The 21,204-nt window shown below is 63.9% G+C and carries 15 protein-coding genes and 2 tRNA genes; 8 read left to right on the top strand and 9 right to left on the bottom strand.

What is annotated here, in order from left to right; translation table 11 throughout:
* The first annotated feature begins 40 nt into the window (after window positions 1–40).
* The gene (locus tag ACSKT0_RS02865) at window positions 41–1,078 is read left to right on the top strand and encodes a LacI family DNA-binding transcriptional regulator (protein WP_437772423.1); all 1,038 of its coding nucleotides are present in this window, start codon (window positions 41–43) and stop codon (window positions 1,076–1,078) included.
* A gap of 152 nt (window positions 1,079–1,230) precedes the next feature.
* Here ACSKT0_RS02865 and ACSKT0_RS02860 read toward each other — a convergent pair whose 3' ends face one another.
* The 6 genes from ACSKT0_RS02860 to ACSKT0_RS02835 all read right to left on the bottom strand — a co-directional run bounded on the left by ACSKT0_RS02860 (window position 1,231) and on the right by ACSKT0_RS02835 (window position 5,423).
* Window positions 1,231–2,070, bottom strand: coding sequence for an aldo/keto reductase (locus ACSKT0_RS02860; RefSeq protein WP_437772422.1), 840 nt, complete (start codon window positions 2,068–2,070; stop codon window positions 1,231–1,233).
* Window positions 2,071–2,188: 118 nt separating this feature from the next.
* A complete protein-coding gene (locus tag ACSKT0_RS02855) occupies window positions 2,189–2,641 on the bottom strand; it encodes a hypothetical protein (RefSeq protein WP_437772421.1) in 453 nt (150 codons plus the stop codon).
* Window positions 2,642–2,649: 8 nt separating this feature from the next.
* Window positions 2,650–3,303 (bottom strand): bacterial proteasome activator family protein, encoded by a 654-nt coding sequence (locus ACSKT0_RS02850; protein ID WP_437772420.1) that lies wholly within the window; start codon window positions 3,301–3,303, stop codon window positions 2,650–2,652.
* A 26-nt stretch (window positions 3,304–3,329) separates the two neighbouring features.
* Window positions 3,330–3,788, bottom strand: a complete 459-nt coding sequence (locus ACSKT0_RS02845; RefSeq protein WP_437772419.1) for a GNAT family N-acetyltransferase — start codon at window positions 3,786–3,788, stop codon at window positions 3,330–3,332.
* Window positions 3,789–3,822: 34 nt separating this feature from the next.
* Window positions 3,823–4,404, bottom strand: a complete 582-nt coding sequence (locus ACSKT0_RS02840) for a PadR family transcriptional regulator (RefSeq protein WP_437772418.1) — start codon at window positions 4,402–4,404, stop codon at window positions 3,823–3,825.
* A gap of 35 nt (window positions 4,405–4,439) precedes the next feature.
* Entirely contained in the window at window positions 4,440–5,423 is a 984-nt protein-coding gene (locus ACSKT0_RS02835) for an NAD(P)H-quinone oxidoreductase (protein WP_437772417.1), read from the bottom strand.
* A gap of 114 nt (window positions 5,424–5,537) precedes the next feature.
* Between ACSKT0_RS02835 and ACSKT0_RS02830 the strand changes: the two genes are divergently transcribed.
* Window positions 5,538–5,625, top strand: a tRNA-Ser gene (locus ACSKT0_RS02830).
* 169 nt (window positions 5,626–5,794) lie between these two features.
* On the opposite strand, the gene nirD is transcribed toward ACSKT0_RS02830, so the two are convergent.
* Window positions 5,795–6,163, bottom strand: a complete 369-nt coding sequence (nirD, locus tag ACSKT0_RS02825) for a nitrite reductase small subunit NirD (RefSeq protein WP_437772416.1) — start codon at window positions 6,161–6,163, stop codon at window positions 5,795–5,797.
* A 279-nt stretch (window positions 6,164–6,442) separates the two neighbouring features.
* Between nirD and nirB the strand changes: the two genes are divergently transcribed.
* Window positions 6,443–9,061, top strand: coding sequence for a nitrite reductase large subunit NirB (nirB, locus tag ACSKT0_RS02820; protein ID WP_437772415.1), 2,619 nt, complete (start codon window positions 6,443–6,445; stop codon window positions 9,059–9,061).
* Between the two features lie 36 nt (window positions 9,062–9,097).
* Here nirB and ACSKT0_RS02815 read toward each other — a convergent pair whose 3' ends face one another.
* Window positions 9,098–9,871: a potassium channel family protein gene (locus ACSKT0_RS02815; RefSeq protein WP_437772414.1), complete on the bottom strand. Its 774-nt coding sequence runs from the start codon at window positions 9,869–9,871 to the stop codon at window positions 9,098–9,100.
* Window positions 9,872–9,980: 109 nt separating this feature from the next.
* Here ACSKT0_RS02815 and ACSKT0_RS02810 point away from each other — a divergent pair, with 109 nt between their 5' ends.
* From ACSKT0_RS02810 to ACSKT0_RS02800, 3 genes are all read left to right on the top strand, one after another.
* On the top strand, window positions 9,981–10,859 hold the full coding sequence (locus ACSKT0_RS02810; protein ID WP_437772413.1) for an undecaprenyl-diphosphate phosphatase: 879 nt from the start codon (window positions 9,981–9,983) through the stop codon (window positions 10,857–10,859).
* 125 nt (window positions 10,860–10,984) lie between these two features.
* Window positions 10,985–11,764 (top strand): VOC family protein, encoded by a 780-nt coding sequence (locus ACSKT0_RS02805; protein WP_437772412.1) that lies wholly within the window; start codon window positions 10,985–10,987, stop codon window positions 11,762–11,764.
* A gap of 279 nt (window positions 11,765–12,043) precedes the next feature.
* Complete coding sequence (locus ACSKT0_RS02800) at window positions 12,044–16,543, top strand: ExeM/NucH family extracellular endonuclease (protein WP_437772411.1); 4,500 nt, start codon at window positions 12,044–12,046, stop codon at window positions 16,541–16,543.
* A gap of 120 nt (window positions 16,544–16,663) precedes the next feature.
* Here ACSKT0_RS02800 and ACSKT0_RS02795 read toward each other — a convergent pair whose 3' ends face one another.
* Window positions 16,664–18,655 (bottom strand): FAD/NAD(P)-binding protein, encoded by a 1,992-nt coding sequence (locus tag ACSKT0_RS02795; RefSeq protein WP_437772410.1) that lies wholly within the window; start codon window positions 18,653–18,655, stop codon window positions 16,664–16,666.
* A gap of 59 nt (window positions 18,656–18,714) precedes the next feature.
* Here ACSKT0_RS02795 and ACSKT0_RS02790 point away from each other — a divergent pair, with 59 nt between their 5' ends.
* Together ACSKT0_RS02790 and ACSKT0_RS02785 are read left to right on the top strand one after the other, a co-directional pair.
* Window positions 18,715–20,976 carry a prolyl oligopeptidase family serine peptidase gene (locus tag ACSKT0_RS02790; RefSeq protein ID WP_437772409.1) on the top strand — a complete coding sequence of 754 codons (2,262 nt, stop codon included), beginning with the start codon at window positions 18,715–18,717 and terminating at the stop codon, window positions 20,974–20,976.
* 139 nt (window positions 20,977–21,115) lie between these two features.
* Window positions 21,116–21,203: transfer RNA gene (locus ACSKT0_RS02785), tRNA-Ser, on the top strand.
* The last annotated feature ends 1 nt before the right edge of the window (window position 21,204 follow it).

The following is a 21,204-nucleotide window of genomic DNA, read 5'->3' as shown; positions in this document are numbered from 1 at the left end:
ATTCTCAGAACGCATTGCGGGGCCGCAAGGGGGCAGCACTATGAGCATTAGCGAGGCCGGCGTTGGAACCAGCCCTCTGGGGCGGGGACCGACTATCAGGGATGTCGCCGCTCTCAGCGGCGTGGCCGCCTCCACAGTCTCGCGGGCTTTATCTCAGCCGCATCGCGTCAACCAAGCGACGAGGGAACGCATCGAAGCGGCTGCCCGCGAACTGGGTTACGCGCCCTCCGCATATCCCCGCAGTACCGGCCCGGGCAGGTCCGGAGCCGTCGCCGTCCTGGTTCCGGACATCACGAATCCGTACTTTTTTGACTTCATCCGCAGCACGCAGCACCAACTCAAGACTGCCGGCTATACCCAACTGCTCGTCGACACCGAAGAGGATGTCGAGCTGGAAGCAACGTATCTGGAAGAGTTCCGGGGCTCCGCCGTCGGCTTCATTCTTCCCGCGACCCGTCTCAGCGACGAACAGCTGATCAGCGCCGCCGCCAAATCCCCCTTGGTGACAATAAACCGCAGCACACCCGGTGTCCCCAGCGTGATTATCGATACCCCTTCGGGGGTCCAGCAGGCGATGGAGCACTTGTTTTCACTCGGTCACAGGGATATCGCCTATCTCGCGGGCCCGCCGAATTCCTGGTCCGACGGGCGGCGGTGGGACGCGCTGCAGGAGAGAGCCGAGTTGTTGGGAATCACCATCAGGCGTCTTGGCCCCTATCACCCGAGTACGCGGTCCGGGGCTGCCGCCGCTGACACCCTGCTCAACAGCGGGGCCACTGCTTGCATTGCGTTCAACGACCTGGTCGCCATCGGCGTCCTCGTCCGGCTGAGGGAACGCGGCATCGACGTCCCCAATGAAATGAGCGTCGTCGGATGCGATGACATCTTCGGAGCCGACTTCTGCCAACCGCCCCTGACAACCCTCACCGCCCCCATCGAACAAGCAGGGCGCGTCGCAACGGACATGCTCGTCAGCAGGCTGCGGCCCGGCCGGTCCCAGATGCGCATGAAAGCCGAACTCCCCACCCATCTGACGATCCGCGCCTCCACCGGCCCACCCCTCCGCCCAGCGAGGTGAGCCCACAGCGCCCCCTCTGAGAAACGCGGGGTCACTTACGGCCCATTTGGTGGCGCCGAATGGGCCGTAAGTGACCCCGCGTTGCGAGATCGCGCCTGATTAAGGCAAGAAGACCCCGCACCTGTTCGGTGCGAGGTCTTCCCGTTGAGAAACTAGGCGAAGTCTGAGACGGCCGGGTCCGGTCCGATGCGGCCTTCGGCGCCTCGGTCCAGGCCGTTGATGGCCTCAATGTCGGCCTCATCCAACGTGACGCCGAGTGCTGCGAAGTTTTCCTGGATCCGGGACTCGGTCACGGACTTGGGGATCACGACGTTGCCGATCGCCAGGTGCCAGGCGATAACCACCTGCGCCGGGGTGGCGCCGTACTTGGCAGCGATCTGGGCGATAGTGGCGTTCTCAAGGAGCTCGCCGCCCTGGCCGAGGGGCGACCAGGCCTGGGTCAAAATGCCGCGCGCCGTAGCGAACTCCCGAAGTTCGGCCTGGTTGAAGAACGGGTGCAGTTCGATCTGGTGGATCGCCGGAACGACGCCGGTCTCGTCGATCAGGCGCTGCAGGCCTTCTTTGCTGAAGTTGGAGACGCCAATGGACTTGATGCGTCCGCGCTTCTGGAGCTCGATGAGCGCCTTCCACGTGTCCACGAACTTGTCCTGCTTCGGCTGCATCCAGTGGATCAGGTACAGGTCAAGGGTTTCCAGGCCGAGGCGGTTCATGGACTCTTCAAAAGCCGCGAGCGTGGACTCGTAGCCCTGGTCCGCATTCCACAGCTTGGTGGTGATGAAGATTTCCTCGGGCTTGAGGCCGGAGGATGCGATGGCGCGTCCCACGCCTGCCTCGTTGCCGTAGATCTTGGCGGTATCGATGTGGCGGTAGCCGGCGTCGAAGGCCTGACGCACTACCTTTTCGGCTACATCGTCCTCAACCTGCCACACCCCGTAGCCGAGCTGGGGGATGGAGTTGCCGTCGTTAAAAGTAAGGTTCGGTGACGAAGTCATGGCTTCCATCCTGCCAGCCGCGCACACCGGGTGGCTACGGATTCCGGCCCCTCTAAGCTAGGCGCTTAATAGTTGTTATGTGGGAATAGACGCGTCTGCACCTAAATCCCCAATTAGCCTACGAGCCGGCTTTGGCCCTCAGCAGGCGTTCGGCTTCCTCGACATGCTCGTAAACGGCTTCAGCGCGTCGTCGTACCGAAACGGCTCCTACAGGAACGGGCCCGACGGCGAGACGCAGCATCGCGGCCGCCTCCGCCGTGGTGGCAAGAGAGTTCCCCGCTTTGGACAGCGCGCGATGGACGCCCGCGAGCGATCCAGGAATGTCCAGCCCATCACTGGGCGCTTGGAGTTGGGCCTCCACGCAGATCGCACGCACCCTGGACGACAAGTCCGCCAGTTCGTTCGCAATGGCCACGAGTTCGACGTAAAGCTGTTCGTCTTCTACGCCTTCAAGCACTTGGTGGTACCGGTCAAGGCCGCGATGGAAGCGATCGTGGGCACGGCGCCACAGTCCTTTGCCAAGTTCAGCGTCATCCTTCCGTCCCTGTCGGACGGCCCCAAAGAATCCCAACCCAGCGCTCAGAGGTATTGACCCGGGTGTCGGTCCGGGTCTTCAACGCGAGAAGGTTTGTCGGGTTCCGCTTCCTTGCCGGGAAGGTGGGCACGCTGCGGCTCACCGTTTTCGCCAATAACGACGCCCGGGGCGATCATGGTTCCGGGCGGGAGCTGGCGAAGCTGCAACTGGGCAACAGCATGCTCCCGGGCTGCCTGCTGGGCAGCAATGGCGGTCTGGATTCCATGGAACAACCCTTCGAGCCAACCGACGAGCTGGGCCTGCGCGATCCGTAGTTCGGCGTCAGAGGGCGTGGCGTGTTCAGGGAAGGGGAGGCTGATGCGCTCCAACTCTTCCACTAGTTCCGGTGCGAGGCCCTCTTCCAGCTCTTTGATGGAGCGTTCGTGGATCGCGGCAAGGCGTCCGCGGGCTGCCTCGTCCAGGGGGGCGCTCTTCACCTCTTCGAGGAGCTGGCGGATCATGGTGCCGATACGCATGACCTTGGCCGGTTCGTCGACGAGGTCCTGCAGGGTGCTGCCCTTCTTGGCCCCAGGCTTCCCGTCGGCCTTCGGACCTGCTTCCGATGTGCTCTGTGCCGTGCCAGCGTCCAAGGTTGTGCCCTCCACCGGGAGGTCGTCAAAACTCTCGCCACTGGGTTGAGTGTCGTCCTGATCGCTCATGCGTTCATACTCTCACGGGCCGCAACTCAGCCCAGTGCCTTGAAGAGTATTTCGCCTTCGTCCTTAGCGAAACCACATTTTTCGTAGAAGCCCGTCGCATAGAGGTTGGCCGGGACCCAGACTTCTTCCATCCCGTGTTCACGCATCCACTCCTCCATGACGGCCAAAAGGGACCGGCCGATACCACGGCGGCGCCACTGCGCATGAGTCCCCATTTCCATGAGGAGCAGTTCGGCCCAAGGTCCGGCATTACGACGGCGCTGAATGCAGCAGTGGAGGAATCCCACCGTCTCGCCGCCGAGCTCAGCCAGCCAGAAAAGCACGCCGGGGTCGCCCAGAAAGGAGCGGGCGCCGTCGTACGTCAACGCGCCTGACGGCGCGACTGAAGGATCCTCGTCGAACAAGTTGTCCGTATCTGCCAGACGGATCAGCGCGTCGGCGTCCTCGGGGCCGAGCAGCCGGATCCGGACGCCGGCATTCGTCAATGTTTCGATGTCAGCACCTCCCCTGCGGAGCAGTCTATGCGTTGGGTGTCCCCGTAGAGCGGACGGTTCCGATCATGCCGTTGCTGGCGCCATTGGCCTGCTGCACCAGCCTGGCGTCGCAAAGATCGAGCCAGCGGACCTCCGCCTCGGCATGGAAGATCAAGGAGTCCAGGACGAGCAGCCTGGCCGTATCCGTCACTCTTTGGTTGGCGGCCAGGTCCCTGCGGTCCTGGGTATACGCCTGCAGCTCGCGCAAGGAAATCTCACGTTGGGCCTGGATCAGCGCGGGGACATCGGTGCCCGCCGTCGTGACGGCCAACGCCAGCTTGATGGCCAATTCGTTCCTCGGCGGCGCTCCACGATCCACTGCGGTCGCGAACCATCGACGGATCTCCGCAGTCCCGGCGTCGGTGATGCTGAAAAGCACGTGGCCGCGGCCGTCGTCGCCCTCTTTGCGGACCAAAGCGTCACGCTCCAGGCGGTTCAGGGTGGTGTACACCTGTCCGATGTTCAACGGCCAGACGGCTCCCGTGCGTTCCTCGAACGCCGCTCGCAATTGGTAGCCGTAGCGTGGTTGCTCCTGAAGCAATGCCAGGATGCTGTACCGAATGGACATCGCTCTCCTTCGTGCTGCGGGTTTGGCGGGCGCCGCTAGAGCAGCAGCAAGACCTTGCCCATGTGCTCGCCGGAATCGAAGTACTCGTGGGCTTCGCGGACCTGCTCCAAGGGGAACGACTTGGCCACGAACGGCTTGATCCGGCCGTCGGCCAGCATCGGCCAGACCGATTCACGGACGGCATTCATGATGACACCCTTTTCCGCGACCGGCCGCGGACGGAGCGCCGTGCCGATGATGGCCGCCCGTTTGCTGACCAACTGGCCGAGGTCGAGTTCGCCCTTGACGCCACCCTGCAGCCCGATCACCACCAGCCGGCCGTAGTCCGCGAGTGCTTCCACGTTCTGCTGCAAGTATTTGGCACCGACGACGTCGAGAATGACGTCCGCGCCTTTGCCGCCGTTTTGTGCCTTGAGGCTTTCGACGAAATCTTCCTCCGCGTAATTGATGGCAATGTCGGCCCCGAGGAAGGCTTTCGCGGTTCCGACCTTTTCGGCCGTTCCGGCCGTCGTCGCGACCGTAGCGCCGTACGCTTTGGCGAGCTGGATGGCCATGGTGCCGATGCCCCCAGTGGCGCCGTGGATCAGTACCGTCTCACCGGCCTGCAGCTGCGCAGTCATGATGAGGTTCGAGTAAACCGTTGCGGCTACCTCAGGCAAGGATGCGGCGGTGACCAGATCCACGCCGTCGGGCAATCGCAAAACCTGCTCCGCCGGGACAGCAACCTGCTGCGCATAGCCGCCACCCGAAAGCAGGGCCACTACCTTGTCGCCGACCGAAAACGGCTTGCTCACCTCAGGCCCGAACGCGGCAATCCTGCCGGAGACCTCAAGGCCGGGAATTTCGGATGCCCCCGGTGGTGGCGGGTAGAAACCGCGGCGCTGCTGGACATCCGCCCTGTTCAGACCGGCGGCGACGACGTCGATGAGAACCTCGCCGGGGCCGGGAACCGGAGCAGGGACGTCCCGGATTTCCAGAACCTCGGGCCCGCCCGGTTTGGAGATGTAGACGGCTTTCATAGAGTGCTCCCGATCCCTCGCTCAGTGCAGTTGGCCTTTCAGACACCTTAACCGCGCAAATCGCGGCGACAGGTTTTTGGCGCAGCCAACTCCCTATGAAACACTACTAGGCAGGGAAGGTTGTCCGAGCGGCCTAAGGAGCTGGTCTTGAAAACCAGTGTGCGGTAACCCCGCACCAAGGGTTCAAATCCCTTACCTTCCGCGTGGCGCGACACAGCGCGGCTGAGAGGCCGGTTCATGCGAATCTTTGGATTCCATGGCCGGCCTCTTTTGCGTCAAACCCGCTGGCGGACCCCCGACACACCACGAGGAAACGCCAATGGCCGGTTCCGCGGGCGGAACCGGCCATTGGCGTCGGAAGCTGAAGCAGCCTAGACAGCTACTTCGACGTATCCGTCCACCAGACGGGTGGCGTAGCTTGCGAGCCGAAGTTCGGGGTTAGTGAAGCATTCGCCGGTTTCAAGGTCGTAGACCTCTTTGTGAAGCGGCGAGGCGATGGTGGGACGGCTGCCCCGGGAACCGACGATGCCCCGCGCCATGACGTTGGACAGGGTTGCCGGGTCCTGCTGGGATACCGCCAGGACCTCATCCGGAGTGGTGCGGAAAAGTGCTACCTGCTTCCCTCCAACCAGGGCAGCTTCGCCCCAAGCCGGCTCCAGCTCGTCGATTGCGCAGACGCGGTGCCAGCCGGACGCGGTCGGTGCGCCCATCAGGTTTTGCCGATCCAGAATTACGGTCATTTCAGCCCCTATCGCTAAGCCTGCCGGTCCGGCGGATCCAATTCCGCCAGCCGGCACGGGCCGTTTGCGGCCACAACTTCACGGTAGGCCTGCGATGTTTCGCCGGAATGCAATCAATGTGTCCTGTTCGTAAAGGAGACCTCACATAGCCGCAATCCTCACCGTGATGCCGAAGTTAAGCCCCCGAAACAAAGGGGAAACTGACGCGAAACTGCGTGTCTTTAGTCTGAAGTGACAAGTCGCGGATGACGGTTCTGCGGCACATGCGAAAGGCCGCCAGTGACCGGACATACTTCCCCTTCAGAGAACCCGCGCCGCATTGTTGTCGCGGGCGGAGGCCCTGCGGCCCACCGCTTTGCCGATGCCATGCATACCCGCGGTCTCGAGGGCTGGCACGTCACGGTCCTGACCGAGGAAGCGCATCTTCCTTATGACCGGGTCACGTTGAGCAAGGCGCTCATCGAGGTGGACTGCGACCTCACCCTCGGACACGCGTCAATGTGGGAGCACGAGGCCCTGGACTTGCGCACCGGCGAGCGGGTGGTCAAGATCAACACCGATGCCAAGTCCGTGGAAACCGCGGCCGGCAATAGCTACGAATACGATGCCCTCGTGGTTGCGACGGGTTCGAATGCCGCCTGTCTGCCAATCCCGGGCGCCGAGCTCACCCATGTCTACCGCACCCTCGAAGACGTCTGGGCCATCAACGAAGCAATCACGCAGCTCACGGAAAAGCTGGGCCGCAAGGTCAACGCTGTCACCATCGGCGGCGGTCTCCTCGGTCTTGAATCTGCAGCAGGGACGGAGCGGTTGGGAGCCACCCCGATCGTCATCGACGGCGCGTCCTGGCTCATGGCCACCCAGCTCGACGAAGGCGCCGGCCAGGCACTGGGCCGCCTCATTAAAGACAAGGGCTTCGAAATCCACGGCGGCGTCTTCCCTTCGGAAGTTTTGTCCGACGACGACGGCCAGGTCACCGGTGTCCTCATGGCCGACGGCCGCATCATCGACGCCGACATCGTGATCGTCGCGATCGGGGTCAGGCCGCGCGATGAGCTCTTCCGTGCAGCGGAGGGCGAGGAACAGGTCTTCACGCTTGGCCAGCGCGGCGGTGTTGTCATTTCCGATGCTTGCGAGACCGAGATCCCCGGAGTCTTCGCCATCGGCGAGGTCGCGAACTTCGAGGGCATGTGCCTGGGGCTCGTGGCACCGGCGAACACGATGGCCGAAATCGTCGCGGACCGCCTGCACGGCGGACAAGCGACCTTCCCCGGTTTCGACACGGCCACCAAGCTCAAGCTCTCCGGCGTGGACGTCGCCAGCTTCGGCGACGCGTTCGCCACAACCGAGCACTCCCTGGAAATCGTCTACGCCGACCCCGCCCGCGGCGTGTACCAGAAGATCGTCACCACCGACGACGCCAAGACCCTGCTCGGCGGCATCTTCGTCGGCGACGCCACCCCGTACATGAGCCTGCGCCCCCTGCTCGGCCGCGAACTGCCCGCCGAACCGGGCGCCTACCTCACCGCCGCGGGCGGCGGGGAGGCCCCCGACACCGAACTGCCCGATGACGCGATCCTGTGCTCCTGCAACAACGTCCCCGCCGGGAACATCCGCGACGCGGTCAACGGCTGCGGCTCCTGCGACGGCAACACCCCCGTCCGGGAACTCGGCGAACTGAAGACGTGCTCGCGGGCCGGCACCCAGTGCGGCTCCTGCGTGCCGATGCTCAAGAAGCTCCTCGAGGGGGAACTGAAGAAGTCCGGCATCGAAGTCTCCAAGGCGTTGTGCGAGCACTTCGAGCTCTCCCGGCAGGAACTTTTCGACGCGATCCGCGTCCTGGAACTGGACTCCTTCGAAGACATCCTGGCCAAATACGGCACCGGAGCGGGCTGCGACATCTGCAAGCCAACCATCGCCTCGATCCTTGCGTCGCAGCATTCCGCGTACGTGCTCGACGCCGGCCGCGGCACCCTGCAGGACACCAACGACCGCGCCCTGGCCAACATGCAAAAAGACGGCACCTACTCCGTGGTCCCGCGCATCCCGGGTGGGGAGATCACGCCCGACAAGCTCGTGGTCATCGGTACGATCGCCAAGAAGTACGGCCTGTACACGAAGATCACCGGCGGCCAGCGCATCGACATGTTCGGCGCCCGCCTCGAACAACTCCCGGAGATCTGGGGCGAGCTCATTGACGCAGGCATGGAGTCCGGCCAGGCGTACGGCAAGAGCCTGCGCACCGTGAAATCCTGCGTGGGCTCCACCTGGTGCCGCTTCGGGGTCCTCGACTCCGTGGCCATGGCCATCAACCTGGAACTGCGCTACCGCGGCCTGCGCAGCCCGCACAAACTCAAAATGGGCGTCTCCGGCTGCGCCCGCGAATGCGCCGAAGCCCGCGGCAAGGACGTCGGCGTGATCGCGACATCGGAGGGCTGGAACCTCTACGTCGGCGGCAACGGCGGAGCGAACCCCGCCCACGCCCAGCTCCTCGCCGGCGGCCTGGACGACGAGACCCTGATCAAATACATCGACCGCTACTTCATGTACTACATCCGCACCGCCGACCGGCTTCAACGCACGGCCCGCTGGCAGGAAGAGCTCGACGGCGGCCTGGAGCACGTGCGCGAGGTTGTCGTCGAGGACTCCCTCGGCATCGCCGACGAGCTCGAAGCCGCCATGGCCAAGCACGTTGGGTCCTACGAGGACGAGTGGGCGGCGACCCTGAAGGACCCGGAACGCCTCCGCCGCTTCCGCTCCTTCGTCAACGCCCCCGAGCAAGAAGACGAGGCAATCGTCTTCGTCCCCGAACGCGGCCAGATCCGCCCCGCCACCAACGAAGAAAAAAGCGCCGTCTTGATTTCTTCCGCGAGCATCCCCGTCCGCGGAAGGGACTAAGAACGCACCTCGGCGGAGGGCTATGCGGACGGCGAGCTAGGGCGACGGCGCGTGGTCGCCGCGGGCTCCGACCACGCCGCCCCGTGGCTCGCCGTCGGCGTTTTCCAGAAGCGCGCTAAGTCGTTCGACTTGTTCTGCCAACCGGCGGATCTCCTGTTTCATGGGCTCCTCGGCGACTGTCGCGGCCGCCGCAGCTCCGGTTGAGACCTGTTCAACGAGCCACGAGGCAACCGAGGCGGTCACGACGCCCAGGACAGCGATTCCGCAGACCATCAAACCCCCGGCAACGCAGCGGCCCACAACCGTCACCGGGTAGTGGTCCCCATAGCCGACGGTGGTGATGGTGACCATCGCCCACCAGATGGCATCGCCAAAGTTGGTGATGTTGGCGCCCGCGGCGTTCTCCTCAGCATCAAGCACGGCGAGGGCACCGCAATACGTCACGAGGGCCGCGGACCCAAGGACAAAAGTGAGGATGCGGCCCCGCATGGCGTTTCCGGCGGTACGATGAAGCAGCTTCAGGAGTGTCACGAGCCGCAGCAACCTCAAGGGCCTGAGGACCGGGAGGGCCAAAATCAGCAATTCGTGCAGGTTCCGCACGAACCACTGGGCGCGACGCCGCGCCAGGACGAGGCACATCGCATAGTCCAGGGCAAACACCAGCCAGGTGACCCAGATGATGGTGTCAACGACCGTGGATTGGGCCTCGCTGAGATTGGCGATCACTTGGAATGAATAGGCCACCAGGAACAGCACCGCTGCCGCCACCATGGGCCATTCGGAAACCTGCCGCCATCGCTCTTGAGTCATTGGTCGATATTAGTCACCTACCCCATTAACCGCGTTCACCTGCTGGCACACGGCTGCCTCCCAGCAAACGTTCATCTCCCAGTAACCGGTACTGGCTAGGATCGAACCCATGATTAATATGATCCAGGCCATCGTTATGGGCCTGCTGCAGGGAATCACCGAACTCTTTCCGATTTCCAGCCTCGGCCACAGCGTCATCCTGCCCAAACTGTTCGGTTGGGGCCTGGACCAGAAGGCGCCCGAATTCCTGAACTTCCTCATAGCCACCCACCTGGCTACAGCAATTGTGCTGTTCTTCTTCTTCCTCCGGGACTGGATTGAAATCGCCAAGGGCCTTGGCCGTTCCATCCGGGACCGGAAGATTGCTCCGTCGGACACCTACGCAAAGCTCGGCTGGCTCCTCGTGGTTGGAACCGTGCCGGCCGGAATCATCGGTTTGGTCCTGGAAAAGCCCATCCGGAACCTCTTCGGTTCGCCGCTGATCGCTGCCGCCTTCCTGGTGCTTAACGGTCTCATCCTTTTTGCAGCCGAGCGTCTGCGGACCAGGGACAGCCGCCGTGTAGCAGAACACGCGGCCACCGCAACGGTTTCCGACGCCGAAATCGCCACCCTGCCGTGGAAACGCGCCTTGGCCATCGGAACCGCCCAGGCAGCGGCCCTCATCCCGGGCATCTCCCGTTCCGGCTCGTCTATGGCCGGAGGCTTGCTGTCCGGGATGAACAATGAAAACGCCGCGCGCTTCAGCTTCCTGCTCGCGACGCCAATCATCGGCGCTGCCGCCGTGCTCAAGCTGCCTGAACTCTTCACCCCGGCCATGGCCGACGAGCGTGGAGTGTTCCTGGTGGGCGCGCTGTGCGCGGGTGTCGCGGCATGGTTCGCCACCAAGTTCCTGCTTCGTTTCTTCGAGACCCGGACCTTGACGCCCTTCGCCATCTACTCGGTGGTCGGCGGAGCGATCTACTTCATCCTGATGCTCGTCATGGGCTAGGTTCCGCTGAAGGCATCGAGCCAAGGCATTGAAACTGTCGGAGGCCCCGCATAGGGTTTTGTCTGTCTCCACCACCCACTCATGAAACCGCGGCAACAACCGCGGTAAACGACACAGGAGCAAACATGCCTACGCCTGACATCACCCCCGGTTCGCCTTGCTGGATCGACCTGATGACCTCGGACCCGGAGAAGGCAAAGTCCTTCTACAACTCGCTCTTCGGCTGGACCTACGAGACCGGGGACCAGGAAAAGTACGGCGGCTACATCACGGCCTCGAAGGACGGCAAGATGGTGGCCGGGATCATGCAGAAGCAGGAAGAAATGGCGCAGATGCCCGATGTCTGGTCCACCTACCTGCGCACTGACGACATCAAGGCCACCACCGAAGCGGCCGTCGCCAACGGCGGCCAGGTCTACATGGAACCCATGGAAGTGCCGGACCAGGGAACCATGGCAATGTACGCGGATTCCTCCGGAGCAGCGATCGGTGCCTGGCAGTTCGGCGAGATGAAGGGCTATCAGCTGGCTGCCGAAACCGGCGCACCCGCCTGGCACGAGCTCTTCGCCAAGGAGTACGACTCGGCAGTTTCCTTCTACCAGAACGTCTTCGGCTGGGAAACCACCGTAGTGGGCGATACCCCGGAGTTCCGCTACACCACCCTCGGGGCGGGCGACGACTCCAAGGCAGGCATCATGGATGCCTCCGGTTTCCTCCCGGCGGAGGTCCCGTCCTACTGGGGCGTCTACTTCGCGGTGGACAAGGTCGACGACACCATCGAGCAGGCCGTCTCCCTTGGCGCCACCGTCGTCCAGGCGGCTGAGGACACTCCCTACGGCCGGATGGCCACCCTGACAGACCCGACGGGTGCGATCTTCAAACTCATCCAAAACCAGGCTGCATAGGCCCAACCGCTAGGCGCAGCCCGCCACCCACCAGAGAGCATGCTCTCCCCACGACGCGGGGAGTGGACATATTGGGATTATGTCCACTCCCCGCCTCAAAGGGAGGGCATGCTCTCTCTTGTTTGTGCCGTCACCATATGGCAACCCGGTATTCACCCACGACTGATGAGATGCCGAGCGTGATATCCCCACCGGAGTAAAGCCCGGATCACCGCCCGCCGACGCACACGGCGGGCGTCTTCCACTGTGCCCCACAGGGCCAATTGAAAGTCAGAGCTAATGCATTTCAAAAATGGGAAATTTCTAGTCGGTTTGGTGGTGTCGGCGGGATTGCTTGCAGCCCCGCTCGCCACCGTTCCGGCCTTGGCAGCCGATATACCCCCCACGACGGGCCCGTCGGTGGTGATCAATGAGGCCTATCTCAGCGGAGGCAGCGCCGGAGCTGCTTTCCGCAACAAGTTCGTGGAGCTGTACAACAACTCGGACTCCGCCGTTAGCCTGAACGGCTGGTCGCTCCAATACCGCGCGGCGAGCAACGTCAATCCGCCCACCTTCATCACTCCCCTCACCGGGAACATCCCGGCCAAGGGATACTTCCTCATCAAGGGCGCCAGCAACAGCTCAACCTCGACGGCGGCAGAATTGCCGGCTGCCGACGTCGACGGTTCCGGCACCCTCAACCCCAGCGGAAGTGCCGGAACCATCGTCCTTGCGAAGCAAGGCACTGCAGTGAACCCGCTCCCCACGGGTTCCGTAGTGGGCAACTCTGCCGTAGCCGATCTCCTCGGCTACGGCAGCAGCAACACTTTTGAGACCGCGGCGGCCCTGGCACCGACAAACAACACCGACGTACGGAGCCTGAACCGGAGCAACGGCGCGGACACCAACGACAACGCCGCCGACCTGAGCCTCAGCGCCGCCATCACCCCGACGGCGGCAGGAGCCACAGCGCCTCCGCCCGCCGCGCCCGAGAACAAGACCATTGCGGAAATCCAAGGCACCGGAGCGGCCAGCCCCTTCACCGGTGCCATGGTCACCACCCGCGGCAAAGTCACCGCCGTCTACGCAACGGGCGGATTCAACGGCTACTACGTACAGACCCCCGGAACCGGCGGCGACACTGATCCGGCGGCCAGGACGGCGTCGGACGCAATTTTCGTCTACTCACCGTCCACCGTGGAAAGCACCCAGATCGGCGACTACCTCGAACTCACCGGCACGGTGAGCGAGTTCTCCAACCAGACCCAGCTCACCGCAGACGCAGCTGGAGTGAAGAAGCTCAGCGAAGCCGCGCCCGAAGTCAAGCCCAGCAACTTCGCACTTCCGGCCGACGAAACCACCCGCGAGCGCTATGAAGGCATGCTCCTGGCACCCCAGGGCACCTTCACCGTGACGGACAACTATTCACTGAACCAGTACGGCGAAATCGGCCTGGCGGCAGGGACCTCCCCCTTGGTCCAGCCCACTGCCGTAGCAAACTATGGCTCAGCGGAATACAACGCCGTGGTTGCCGACAATGCACTGCGCGGCATCAAACTCGACGACGGCGCGTCCACCAACTTCCTCAAGGACGCCTCCACGAAGGCACAGCCGCTCCCCTACCTGACCACGAGCAATCCTGTCCGGGTCGGATCGGCTGCGACCTTCCGCACCAACGTGATCCTCGGCTACGGGAACAACGCCTGGAAATTCCAGCCGCTCTCCCAGCTGACCCCGGCCACCGCGGACTCCGTGCAGCCAGTCAGCTTCACCGGTAGCCGTCCCGAGGCCCCGGCCAACGTGGGCGGCAACCTGAAGATCGCTTCCTTCAACGTGTTGAACTACTTCCCCACCACCGGTGACCAGCTCAGCGGCTGCACCTACTACACTGACCGCGACGGAAATCCGATCACGGTCAAGGACGGCTGCAACGCCCGCGGTGCGGCGAACGCCGAGAACCTCCAGCGCCAGCAAGCAAAGATCGTGGCTGCAATCACCAAGTCCGGCGCCGATGTCGTCTCCCTGGAGGAGATCGAGAACTCGGCACAATTCGGCAAGAACCGCGATGATGCCCTGGCGAAGCTGGTGGATTCCCTCAACATTGAAACCCCCGGTATCTGGGACTACGTCCGCACGCCAGCCAATGCTCCCCCGCTGAGCGACGAGGACATGATCCGAACGGCGTTCATTTACAAGAAGGCCAGCGCCGAACCACTGGGTGAGTCGATCATCCACAACGACACTGTCGCTTTCGCCAGCGCACGCAAGCCCCTCGCCCAGGTCTTCAAGCCCGTGGAGGCCAGCGATGAAAAGAAGTTCATCGCGATCGTGAACCATTTCAAGTCCAAGGGCTCGGCAGTAACACCGGACGACACCGACAAGGGCCAAGGCGCCTCCAACGTTGCCCGCACCAAGCAGGCACAGTCGCTCCTGACCTTCGCCGATCAGTTGAAGTCCTCCAAGGGCACCGACAAGGTATTCCTCATCGGCGATTTCAACGCCTATTCCAAAGAAGACCCGATCAACGTCCTCACCGGGGCCGGCTACGCGGACCTGGAAACAAGCACCGGGAAGCACTCGTACCTGTTCGGCGGAATGGTCGGATCCCTCGACCACATCCTCGCCTCTCCCGCCGCCCATGAGGTGGTCACCGGAACCGACATCTGGAACATCAACTCGGTGGAGTCGGTCGCCTTCGAGTACAGCAGGTACAACAACAACGTAGGCAACTACTACGCCGCGGACCAGTTCCGGGCGAGTGACCACGACCCCGTGGTGGTCGGCCTGAACCTGCCGACCACGCCGGCCAGCGTAGACCTGCAGTTCCTGGGCATCAATGATTTCCACGGACGCATCGACAGCAACACCGTCCTGTTCGCCAGCACCATCGAACAACTCCGGGCCGCTGCCGCGCCCGGTTCAACCGCCTTCATCTCGGCGGGAGACAACATCGGCGCGTCACTCTTCGCCTCCGCGGTGGCCAAGGACCAGCCGACCATCGATGTGCTGAACGCGCTTGAGCTCAAAGCGTCCGCAGTGGGCAACCACGAGTTCGACGGCGGATGGGCGGACTTGCGGGACCGCGTCATCGCCGGCGGGAACAACGCGAAGTTCCCAATCCTGGGTGCCAACGTCTACCAGAAGGGCACCACCACACCGGTGTTGCCCGAATACACGGTTCTGGACATGAACGGCGTCAAGGTGGCCGTCATCGGCACCGTGACGCAGGAGACCCCGTCCCTGGTCAGCCCGGCCGGCATCGCGGATCTTGAATTCGGTGACCCTGTGGACGCCGTCAACCGCGTTGCCGCCAAGATCAAGGCCGGCAAGCTGGCCGATGTGATTGTCGCGGAAATCCACGACGGCGCCGGAGCGGGTACCCCGGAAGGTGCCACGATCGAGCAGGAAGTTGCTGCGGGCGGGCCGTTCGCCAAGCTCGTGAAGGAAACCACACCGGATGTGGCAGCCATCTTCACTGGCCACACCCACAAGGAATACGCCTGGGACGCACCAGTCCTTGACGCCAACGGCCTGCCGACAGGCAAGACCCGCCCGATCGTGCAGACGGGCAACTACGGCGAAAACATCGGCAGCATCACGCTGACTGTAGATACCAAGAGCATGGCCGTGACCGCCTATACCGCCGGCAACGTCAAGCGCTCCACAACGGAGATGTCCGGAACCTACCCCCGTGTTGCACAGGTCAAGGCCATCGTCGACAAGGCCCTGGCCGATGCCGCCGTCGTCGGCAATCAGCCGGTCGGCGCCGTCACCGCGGACATCACCACGGCGTTCACGCCGGACCCCGCGGGCGGGACTCCCAAGCGCGATGACCGCGCGAGCGAATCCACACTGGGCAACCTGGTGGCGGATTCTCTCGTGGACACCCTCAAGGCACCCGAACTTGGCGGGGCCGAGATCGGCGTCGTGAACCCCGGCGGCCTGCGCAACGAGCTTTACTACGCACCCGACGGCACCATCACGTACGCGGAAGCCAACGCGGTGCTGCCGTTCGTGAACAATCTCTGGACCACGTCGCTGACGGGCGCCAAGTTCAAGTCGCTTCTTGAGCAGCAATGGCAGACCAACGCCGATGGTTCCGTGCCGAGCCGTCCGTACTTGCAGCTAGGCGTGTCCAAGAACGTGAACTACACGTACGACGCCGCCCGTGCTGCGGGCGACCTGATCACCTCTATCTGGGTGAATGGGGCGCTCATCGACCCCGCGAAGTCGTACCGCATCGGAACCTTCAGCTTCCTGGCCGCTGGCGGCGACAACTTCCGGGTCTTCAAGGAAGGCAGCAACACCAAGGACTCAGGACTCGTGGATCGAGACGCGTGGATCAAGTACTTGCAGGCCCACAATCCAGTGTCACCGGACTTCGCCCGCCGTTCCCTTGCAGTCGTAAACACCACGGCAGCAGAGGTGAGGAGCGGTGACGCCATGGCCCTGTCCGTCTCCAAACTGAACCTGACCTCGCTCGGCAGCCCGCAAAACACCTCTCTCAAGGCAATCTTCACGGATGCAAAGGGGGTCGCGACACAACTGGGAACGGTGAGCGTCGCTTTCGGTGCCGCCTCAGTGAACGTCAAGGTACCCGCGGGAGCGGCAGCCGGAACAGGAACCCTGGTGCTGACCGCCGTCGAGTCCGGGACGGTAGTCAAAGCTGCAGTCAAGGTTGCCGCTCCTCTGCCTCCCAAGTGCACTGCACCCGTCATGCCGAGCAAGTGGTACGACGTGCTCGGCTGGATCAAATACGCCTTCGCATGGCTTGAGTACCAGAAGTGCCTTAGGGGCTAGCCGCAGCGCCAACCCCGGATGAGCATGCTCTCCCCCGGCCCGGACGAATGGACATATCAGGTTTATGTCCACTTGTTGGATCGGGCGGGGAGCATGCTCATTTTTCTTGGCGGAGCATGCTCATTTTTCGAGGGGAAGGCCGAGCATGTCCCTGGCGATTTCGTCGGCGTCGCGGAGGGTCCGTTGGCCGCTTCGGTAGCCGGTGCCATCGGAAGGTCGGGCTTCGGCGGCGATGGCCGTCCCCCACTGGGTGGAGGAAAGCTGCAGGCCAAGGGCGTACATCCCCGGAGTCACTGAACCGTTGGCGCCCACCAGCCGGTAGGGGTGCGGCTCGACGTCCAAGCCGGAGGTCTGCACCGGCATTCCCTCGGCAGTCATCATCACTTTGGGCCGCACCAATCCGTCGGCCAGCAATTGACGCAGGAACGGAGAAACACTCACGCCAACGCGGTTCGCGGGAGACATGGCCTCAATCAGGGTCCTGGCTTCCGCGGCGTCGTCGTGCACCCAGGCCGATACCGCGCGGAAGACGCGCTTGGAACGATCAACGCTGAATCGCGGATCCGGGCCAACGAAACTCACGACGCCGGCACGCGCCAAAGCGGCCAACTGTTCGGCGCGGAGGGCGGGAGGACCGCTCGCGAGTCCCTCAACGAAGGATTCGAACCAGCCCCGCAGCTCGCCCACCCACGATTCGTCCGTGATGCCGCCGTCGGCCACGGCGCTCTTCAGGATGGCCCGTCCCGCGTGCAGGGCACCGATGGCCATCTTCACGGGATCTGACTCTCCGAGCGCGGAGCGGCGGGCATCGTCGTCCAGATAGTCGACGACGGCGGCGTCGAGTTCTTTCCTGGACGCGAAGGAATGCCCGGCCAAGGGCGCCGCGAGGCCCAGCAGGTCAAGGCGGCGCGACGCTGCAACGTGGGTGGCAACCAGCTCTGCGACCTGGTTTTCCCATCGCCCGGTGGCATGCGCGTGCGGCTGCAACAAGTCTTCGAGGGCAGCAAGAAACTCGTTCGCATCAAACACGGCCACGGGTTCCGCCACGACCAACGTTGAGTAGTAGGCCCACAGGGCGTCCCGATGCAGGAGGGGCCAAAGATCGTGGTCGAAGCCAGGTTGGATGCCTGCCGCGGCGAAGCGTTCCACCGCGCTCTCGGTCAGATACCGCAAGCGCACGGACTTGGGATAGTACCCGTCCAACCCGGCCTTGGTCCGGTACGGAGTTCCCCGCCTGGATGCCGCGATGATCTTCGGTTCCCTGCCCGAAGGAAAGTACTTAAGCTTCCCCGGGAGACCGTCTTCAGCCGGCACGAATCGTCCCCCGCGGCCTTCCGTCAGCTGGCCCATGACGTCGAAGAAATTCAGGCCCATGCCGCGGACCAGGACGGTTTCCCCGTCCGGCACCAGCACCCAGTCCACGTCGGCAGGTGCGGCGGGCGCGACGTATAGCAGCCCGAGCTCCGACGCCACCTCCCTGAACGAACGCTGCTCCGGGTTGAGCCGGGACTCAAGGTGGCCCAGCGCGAGGACGAGGGAATCCACGGTGAGCCGGGCGCCGTCGTCGAGTTCGACGTCGAACCCTCCGCCCGTGGACACACCCGGCGAACCGTCCGCCGGCCCGCCCGGGAGGGGACGCGCCGCCACGGCGTTGTTCCGGTGGAAGGCGATCTCAACGCCGGCGGGGACACGGTGGAGCAGTTCCTCCAGCGTCGAGCGCAAATACCGCCCGTAAAGGGCACGGCTGGGAAAGTCGTGGGAGGCGAGCACGGCAAGTTCGGCCCGTTCCTCGTCGCTCAGGCCCGGACCGCCACCTGACCGCTGCTTCGCCCGCCACTGCTCAAAGGAGCCCCCGGCCAAAGGCGGCGCGAGTCGTTCGTCCTCGGGGATCAACGTGGGGTAGAACGACTGCGTGTTCATGAGGTACAGCCGGGACTGCTCGGGCTGCCAGACGTGCCCGGGGCCGGCGGGATAGGAGTCGACGACGTCGATGTGCAAGGAACGTGTTTGGGTTTCCGTCGCGGCCCAATTGGCGAGCAAACGCTCCAGCACACTGGTGCCGCGGGGACCTGCCCCGATCAGCCCCACCCGAATGTTCTGCGATTTACCCACGCCCAAGCCTAACTTCTTGTGACTTGCTTCCTTCTCAGAGAGTCACTCTAGGATGAGGGATGACCACCACAGCAGCTGATCAAGCGCCCGCGCCCGACAACGAAACTGCCCAGGGAACCGCAATCACCCCCGAACCTGTCGACGAGAATATTTGGCTCGAAGACATTCATGGCGGGGAACAGCTGGCCTGGGTGCGGGAGCAAAATGCCCGCACCGAAGACTTGCTCGACGACGCCGACTACCCGGCTTTGGAAGCCGGAATCCTGGAGGTCCTGGACTCCACGGACAGGATCGCCATGGTCAACAAGCGTGGCGAGCACTACTACAACTTCTGGAAAGACCAGCAGAACCCCAAGGGCCTCTGGCGCCGGACCACGTGGGAAAGCTACCTCAGCGATGCCCCGGAATGGGACGTGCTGCTCGACATCGACGCACTTGCCGCCGCCGAAGGCGAAGAATGGGTTTTCCACGGCGCCAACTTCCTGCGCCCGGCCGAAGGCGAACCGCACCGCCTCGCCATCATCGCCCTCTCCCCCGACGGCGGTGACGCCAACCGCCACCGCGAGTTCGACGTTGAGACCCGCACCTTCGTGGACCCGGCTGCAGGCGGTTTCGACCTTCCGACCGCGAAGGGCAACGTGAGCTGGCTCGATGCCGACACCCTGTTGGTTGCCACCACCGCCGACGGCCTGCCGAAAACCAGCTCGTCCTACGCGCGCACCGGGGTGAAGCTTCGTCGCGGCCAATCCTTGACTGAGGCGGAGCGGATTTTCGAGATCCCCGAAGACCACATGATGTCCCTCGTCGCCCACGACTCCACCCCGGGTTTCGAACGCACTTTCGCCGTGGACTGGATCGACTTCTTCAACCGGACCACTTCCGTTCTGCATGACGACGCGTGGCTGGCCATCGATGTCCCCACCGACGTCAACCTCAGTTCGCACCGCGAATGGCTCATGTTCCGACCGCGGCAGGACTGGAACGTGGACGGAACCACCTATCCCGCCGGGTCTCTGCTGGCTGCCGACTTTGAGGGCTATCTGTCCGGGGCACGCGATTTCACGATGCTTTTCACCCCGGATGAACACACGTCCCTCCAGTCGTGGAGTTGGACCCGGAACTACCTCCTCCTGAACCTGCTGCACGACGTCTCTTCCGAAATCAGGGTGCTCGACCCGGCCCGCAAGGACTCCGCGGGTGGGTGGGCCTCGACATTGTTGGATGCGTCCCCGCCGCTGCACGATGTGAACGCCTACGCCGTCGACGATGAGGACGAAGTGGAAGGCGACGACGCCGGCAACGACTACTGGCTCGTCGCAACGGGCTTCACCACCCCCACCACGCTCATGCGCGGAACGCTGTCCCCGGGCATCGCCAGCTACACGCTCGACGCAGGCCACGACGGCGGGGTGGCGAGCACGCACGCAGTGGTGAAGTCCTCGCCGTCGTTCTTCAACGAGGCGGACTACGAGGTCCAGCAGCACTTCGCCATCTCCGCAGATGGCACTCGCGTGCCCTATTTCCAGGTGGCGTCCAAAGATCTTGACCTCGACGGCGAGAACCCCACTCAGCTCTCGGGCTACGGCGGCTTCGAAGTCTCTAGGACCCCGGCCTACAGCGGAGCCATCGGGCGCGCCTGGCTGGAACGCCGGACCGAAAGCATCCCGTCCGAAGACGGCTCTGCGGCACATTCACGTGGCGGCGTCTACGTCGTGGCCAACATCCGCGGCGGCGGCGAGTACGGTCCCGCTTGGCACCGCGCAGCCTTGCAGGCGAATCGACACCGCGCGTTCGAGGATTTCGCCGCTGTGGCCCAGCACCTCATTTCGCGGGGCGTCACCAGTCCGCGGCGGCTCGGCTGCGTGGGCGGCTCCAACGGCGGACTGCTGGTGGGCAACATGCTGACCCAGTACCCGGAGTTGTTCGGAGCCATCTCCTGCGGCGTCCCGTTGCTGGACATGCGCCGCTACACCAAGCTTTCGGCCGGCTACTCCTGGATTGCCGAGTACGGCGATCCCGACGTCCCGGAACAGTGGGAGTACATCCGCACCTTTTCGCCGTACCACTTGCTGCGCGACGGCGTGGAGTACCCGGAGACGTTCATCTGGACGGCCACCTCCGATGACCGTGTGGGCCCGGTCCAGGCCCGGAAGATGGCAGCCCGGATGCAGGCAATGGGCATCCCGAACGTGTGGTTCCACGAAGCACTTGAAGGTGGTCACGCCGGAGCATCGGACAACCGTCAGGCAGCCTCACTCCAAGCCCGCAGCCAACACTTCTTGTGGCGGGCGCTTGCGGGCAAGGAGGGCTCGGGGCACTAGCGCCCTCGACGGGGAGCGCCCGACGGCGGCCCGCGCCGAGTCCGACAAGCGGCGGTACGGCGCCCGACGGCGGCCCGCGCGGCCGTTTTGCGCTCGGTGCCCAGTTCTGCGTATCCTTGGTTGGCTAGCAATAGCAACTGGAGACGTGCCAGAGCGGCCGAATGGGCTTCACTGCTAATGAAGTGTGGGGCACAACTCCACCGGGGGTTCAAATCCCCCCGTCTCCGC

Origin of the sequence: Arthrobacter sp. KNU40, assembly GCF_051515115.1 — a bacterium.
Lineage (GTDB): Bacteria > Actinomycetota > Actinomycetes > Actinomycetales > Micrococcaceae > Arthrobacter.
The sequence above is the reverse complement of the archived record's forward strand: the minus strand, read 5'-3'. Positions and strand labels throughout refer to the sequence as shown.

Excerpts from the sequence above, each read along its gene's own strand:
- ACSKT0_RS02865 (WP_437772423.1), top strand. The coding sequence starts at position 41 with ATGAGCATTAGCGAGGCCGGCGTTGGAACCAGCCCTCTGGGGCGGGGA.
- ACSKT0_RS02860 (WP_437772422.1), bottom strand. The coding sequence starts at position 2,070 with ATGACTTCGTCACCGAACCTTACTTTTAACGACGGCAACTCCATCCCC.
- ACSKT0_RS02850 (WP_437772420.1), bottom strand. The coding sequence starts at position 3,303 with ATGAGCGATCAGGACGACACTCAACCCAGTGGCGAGAGTTTTGACGAC.
- ACSKT0_RS02840 (WP_437772418.1), bottom strand. The coding sequence starts at position 4,404 with ATGTCCATTCGGTACAGCATCCTGGCATTGCTTCAGGAGCAACCACGC.
- ACSKT0_RS02835 (WP_437772417.1), bottom strand. The coding sequence starts at position 5,423 with ATGAAAGCCGTCTACATCTCCAAACCGGGCGGGCCCGAGGTTCTGGAA.
- nirD (WP_437772416.1), bottom strand. The coding sequence starts at position 6,163 with ATGACCGTAATTCTGGATCGGCAAAACCTGATGGGCGCACCGACCGCG.
- ACSKT0_RS02815 (WP_437772414.1), bottom strand. The coding sequence starts at position 9,871 with ATGACTCAAGAGCGATGGCGGCAGGTTTCCGAATGGCCCATGGTGGCG.
- ACSKT0_RS02810 (WP_437772413.1), top strand. The coding sequence starts at position 9,981 with ATGATTAATATGATCCAGGCCATCGTTATGGGCCTGCTGCAGGGAATC.
- ACSKT0_RS02805 (WP_437772412.1), top strand. The coding sequence starts at position 10,985 with ATGCCTACGCCTGACATCACCCCCGGTTCGCCTTGCTGGATCGACCTG.
- ACSKT0_RS02800 (WP_437772411.1), top strand. The coding sequence starts at position 12,044 with ATGCATTTCAAAAATGGGAAATTTCTAGTCGGTTTGGTGGTGTCGGCG.
- ACSKT0_RS02790 (WP_437772409.1), top strand. The coding sequence starts at position 18,715 with ATGACCACCACAGCAGCTGATCAAGCGCCCGCGCCCGACAACGAAACT.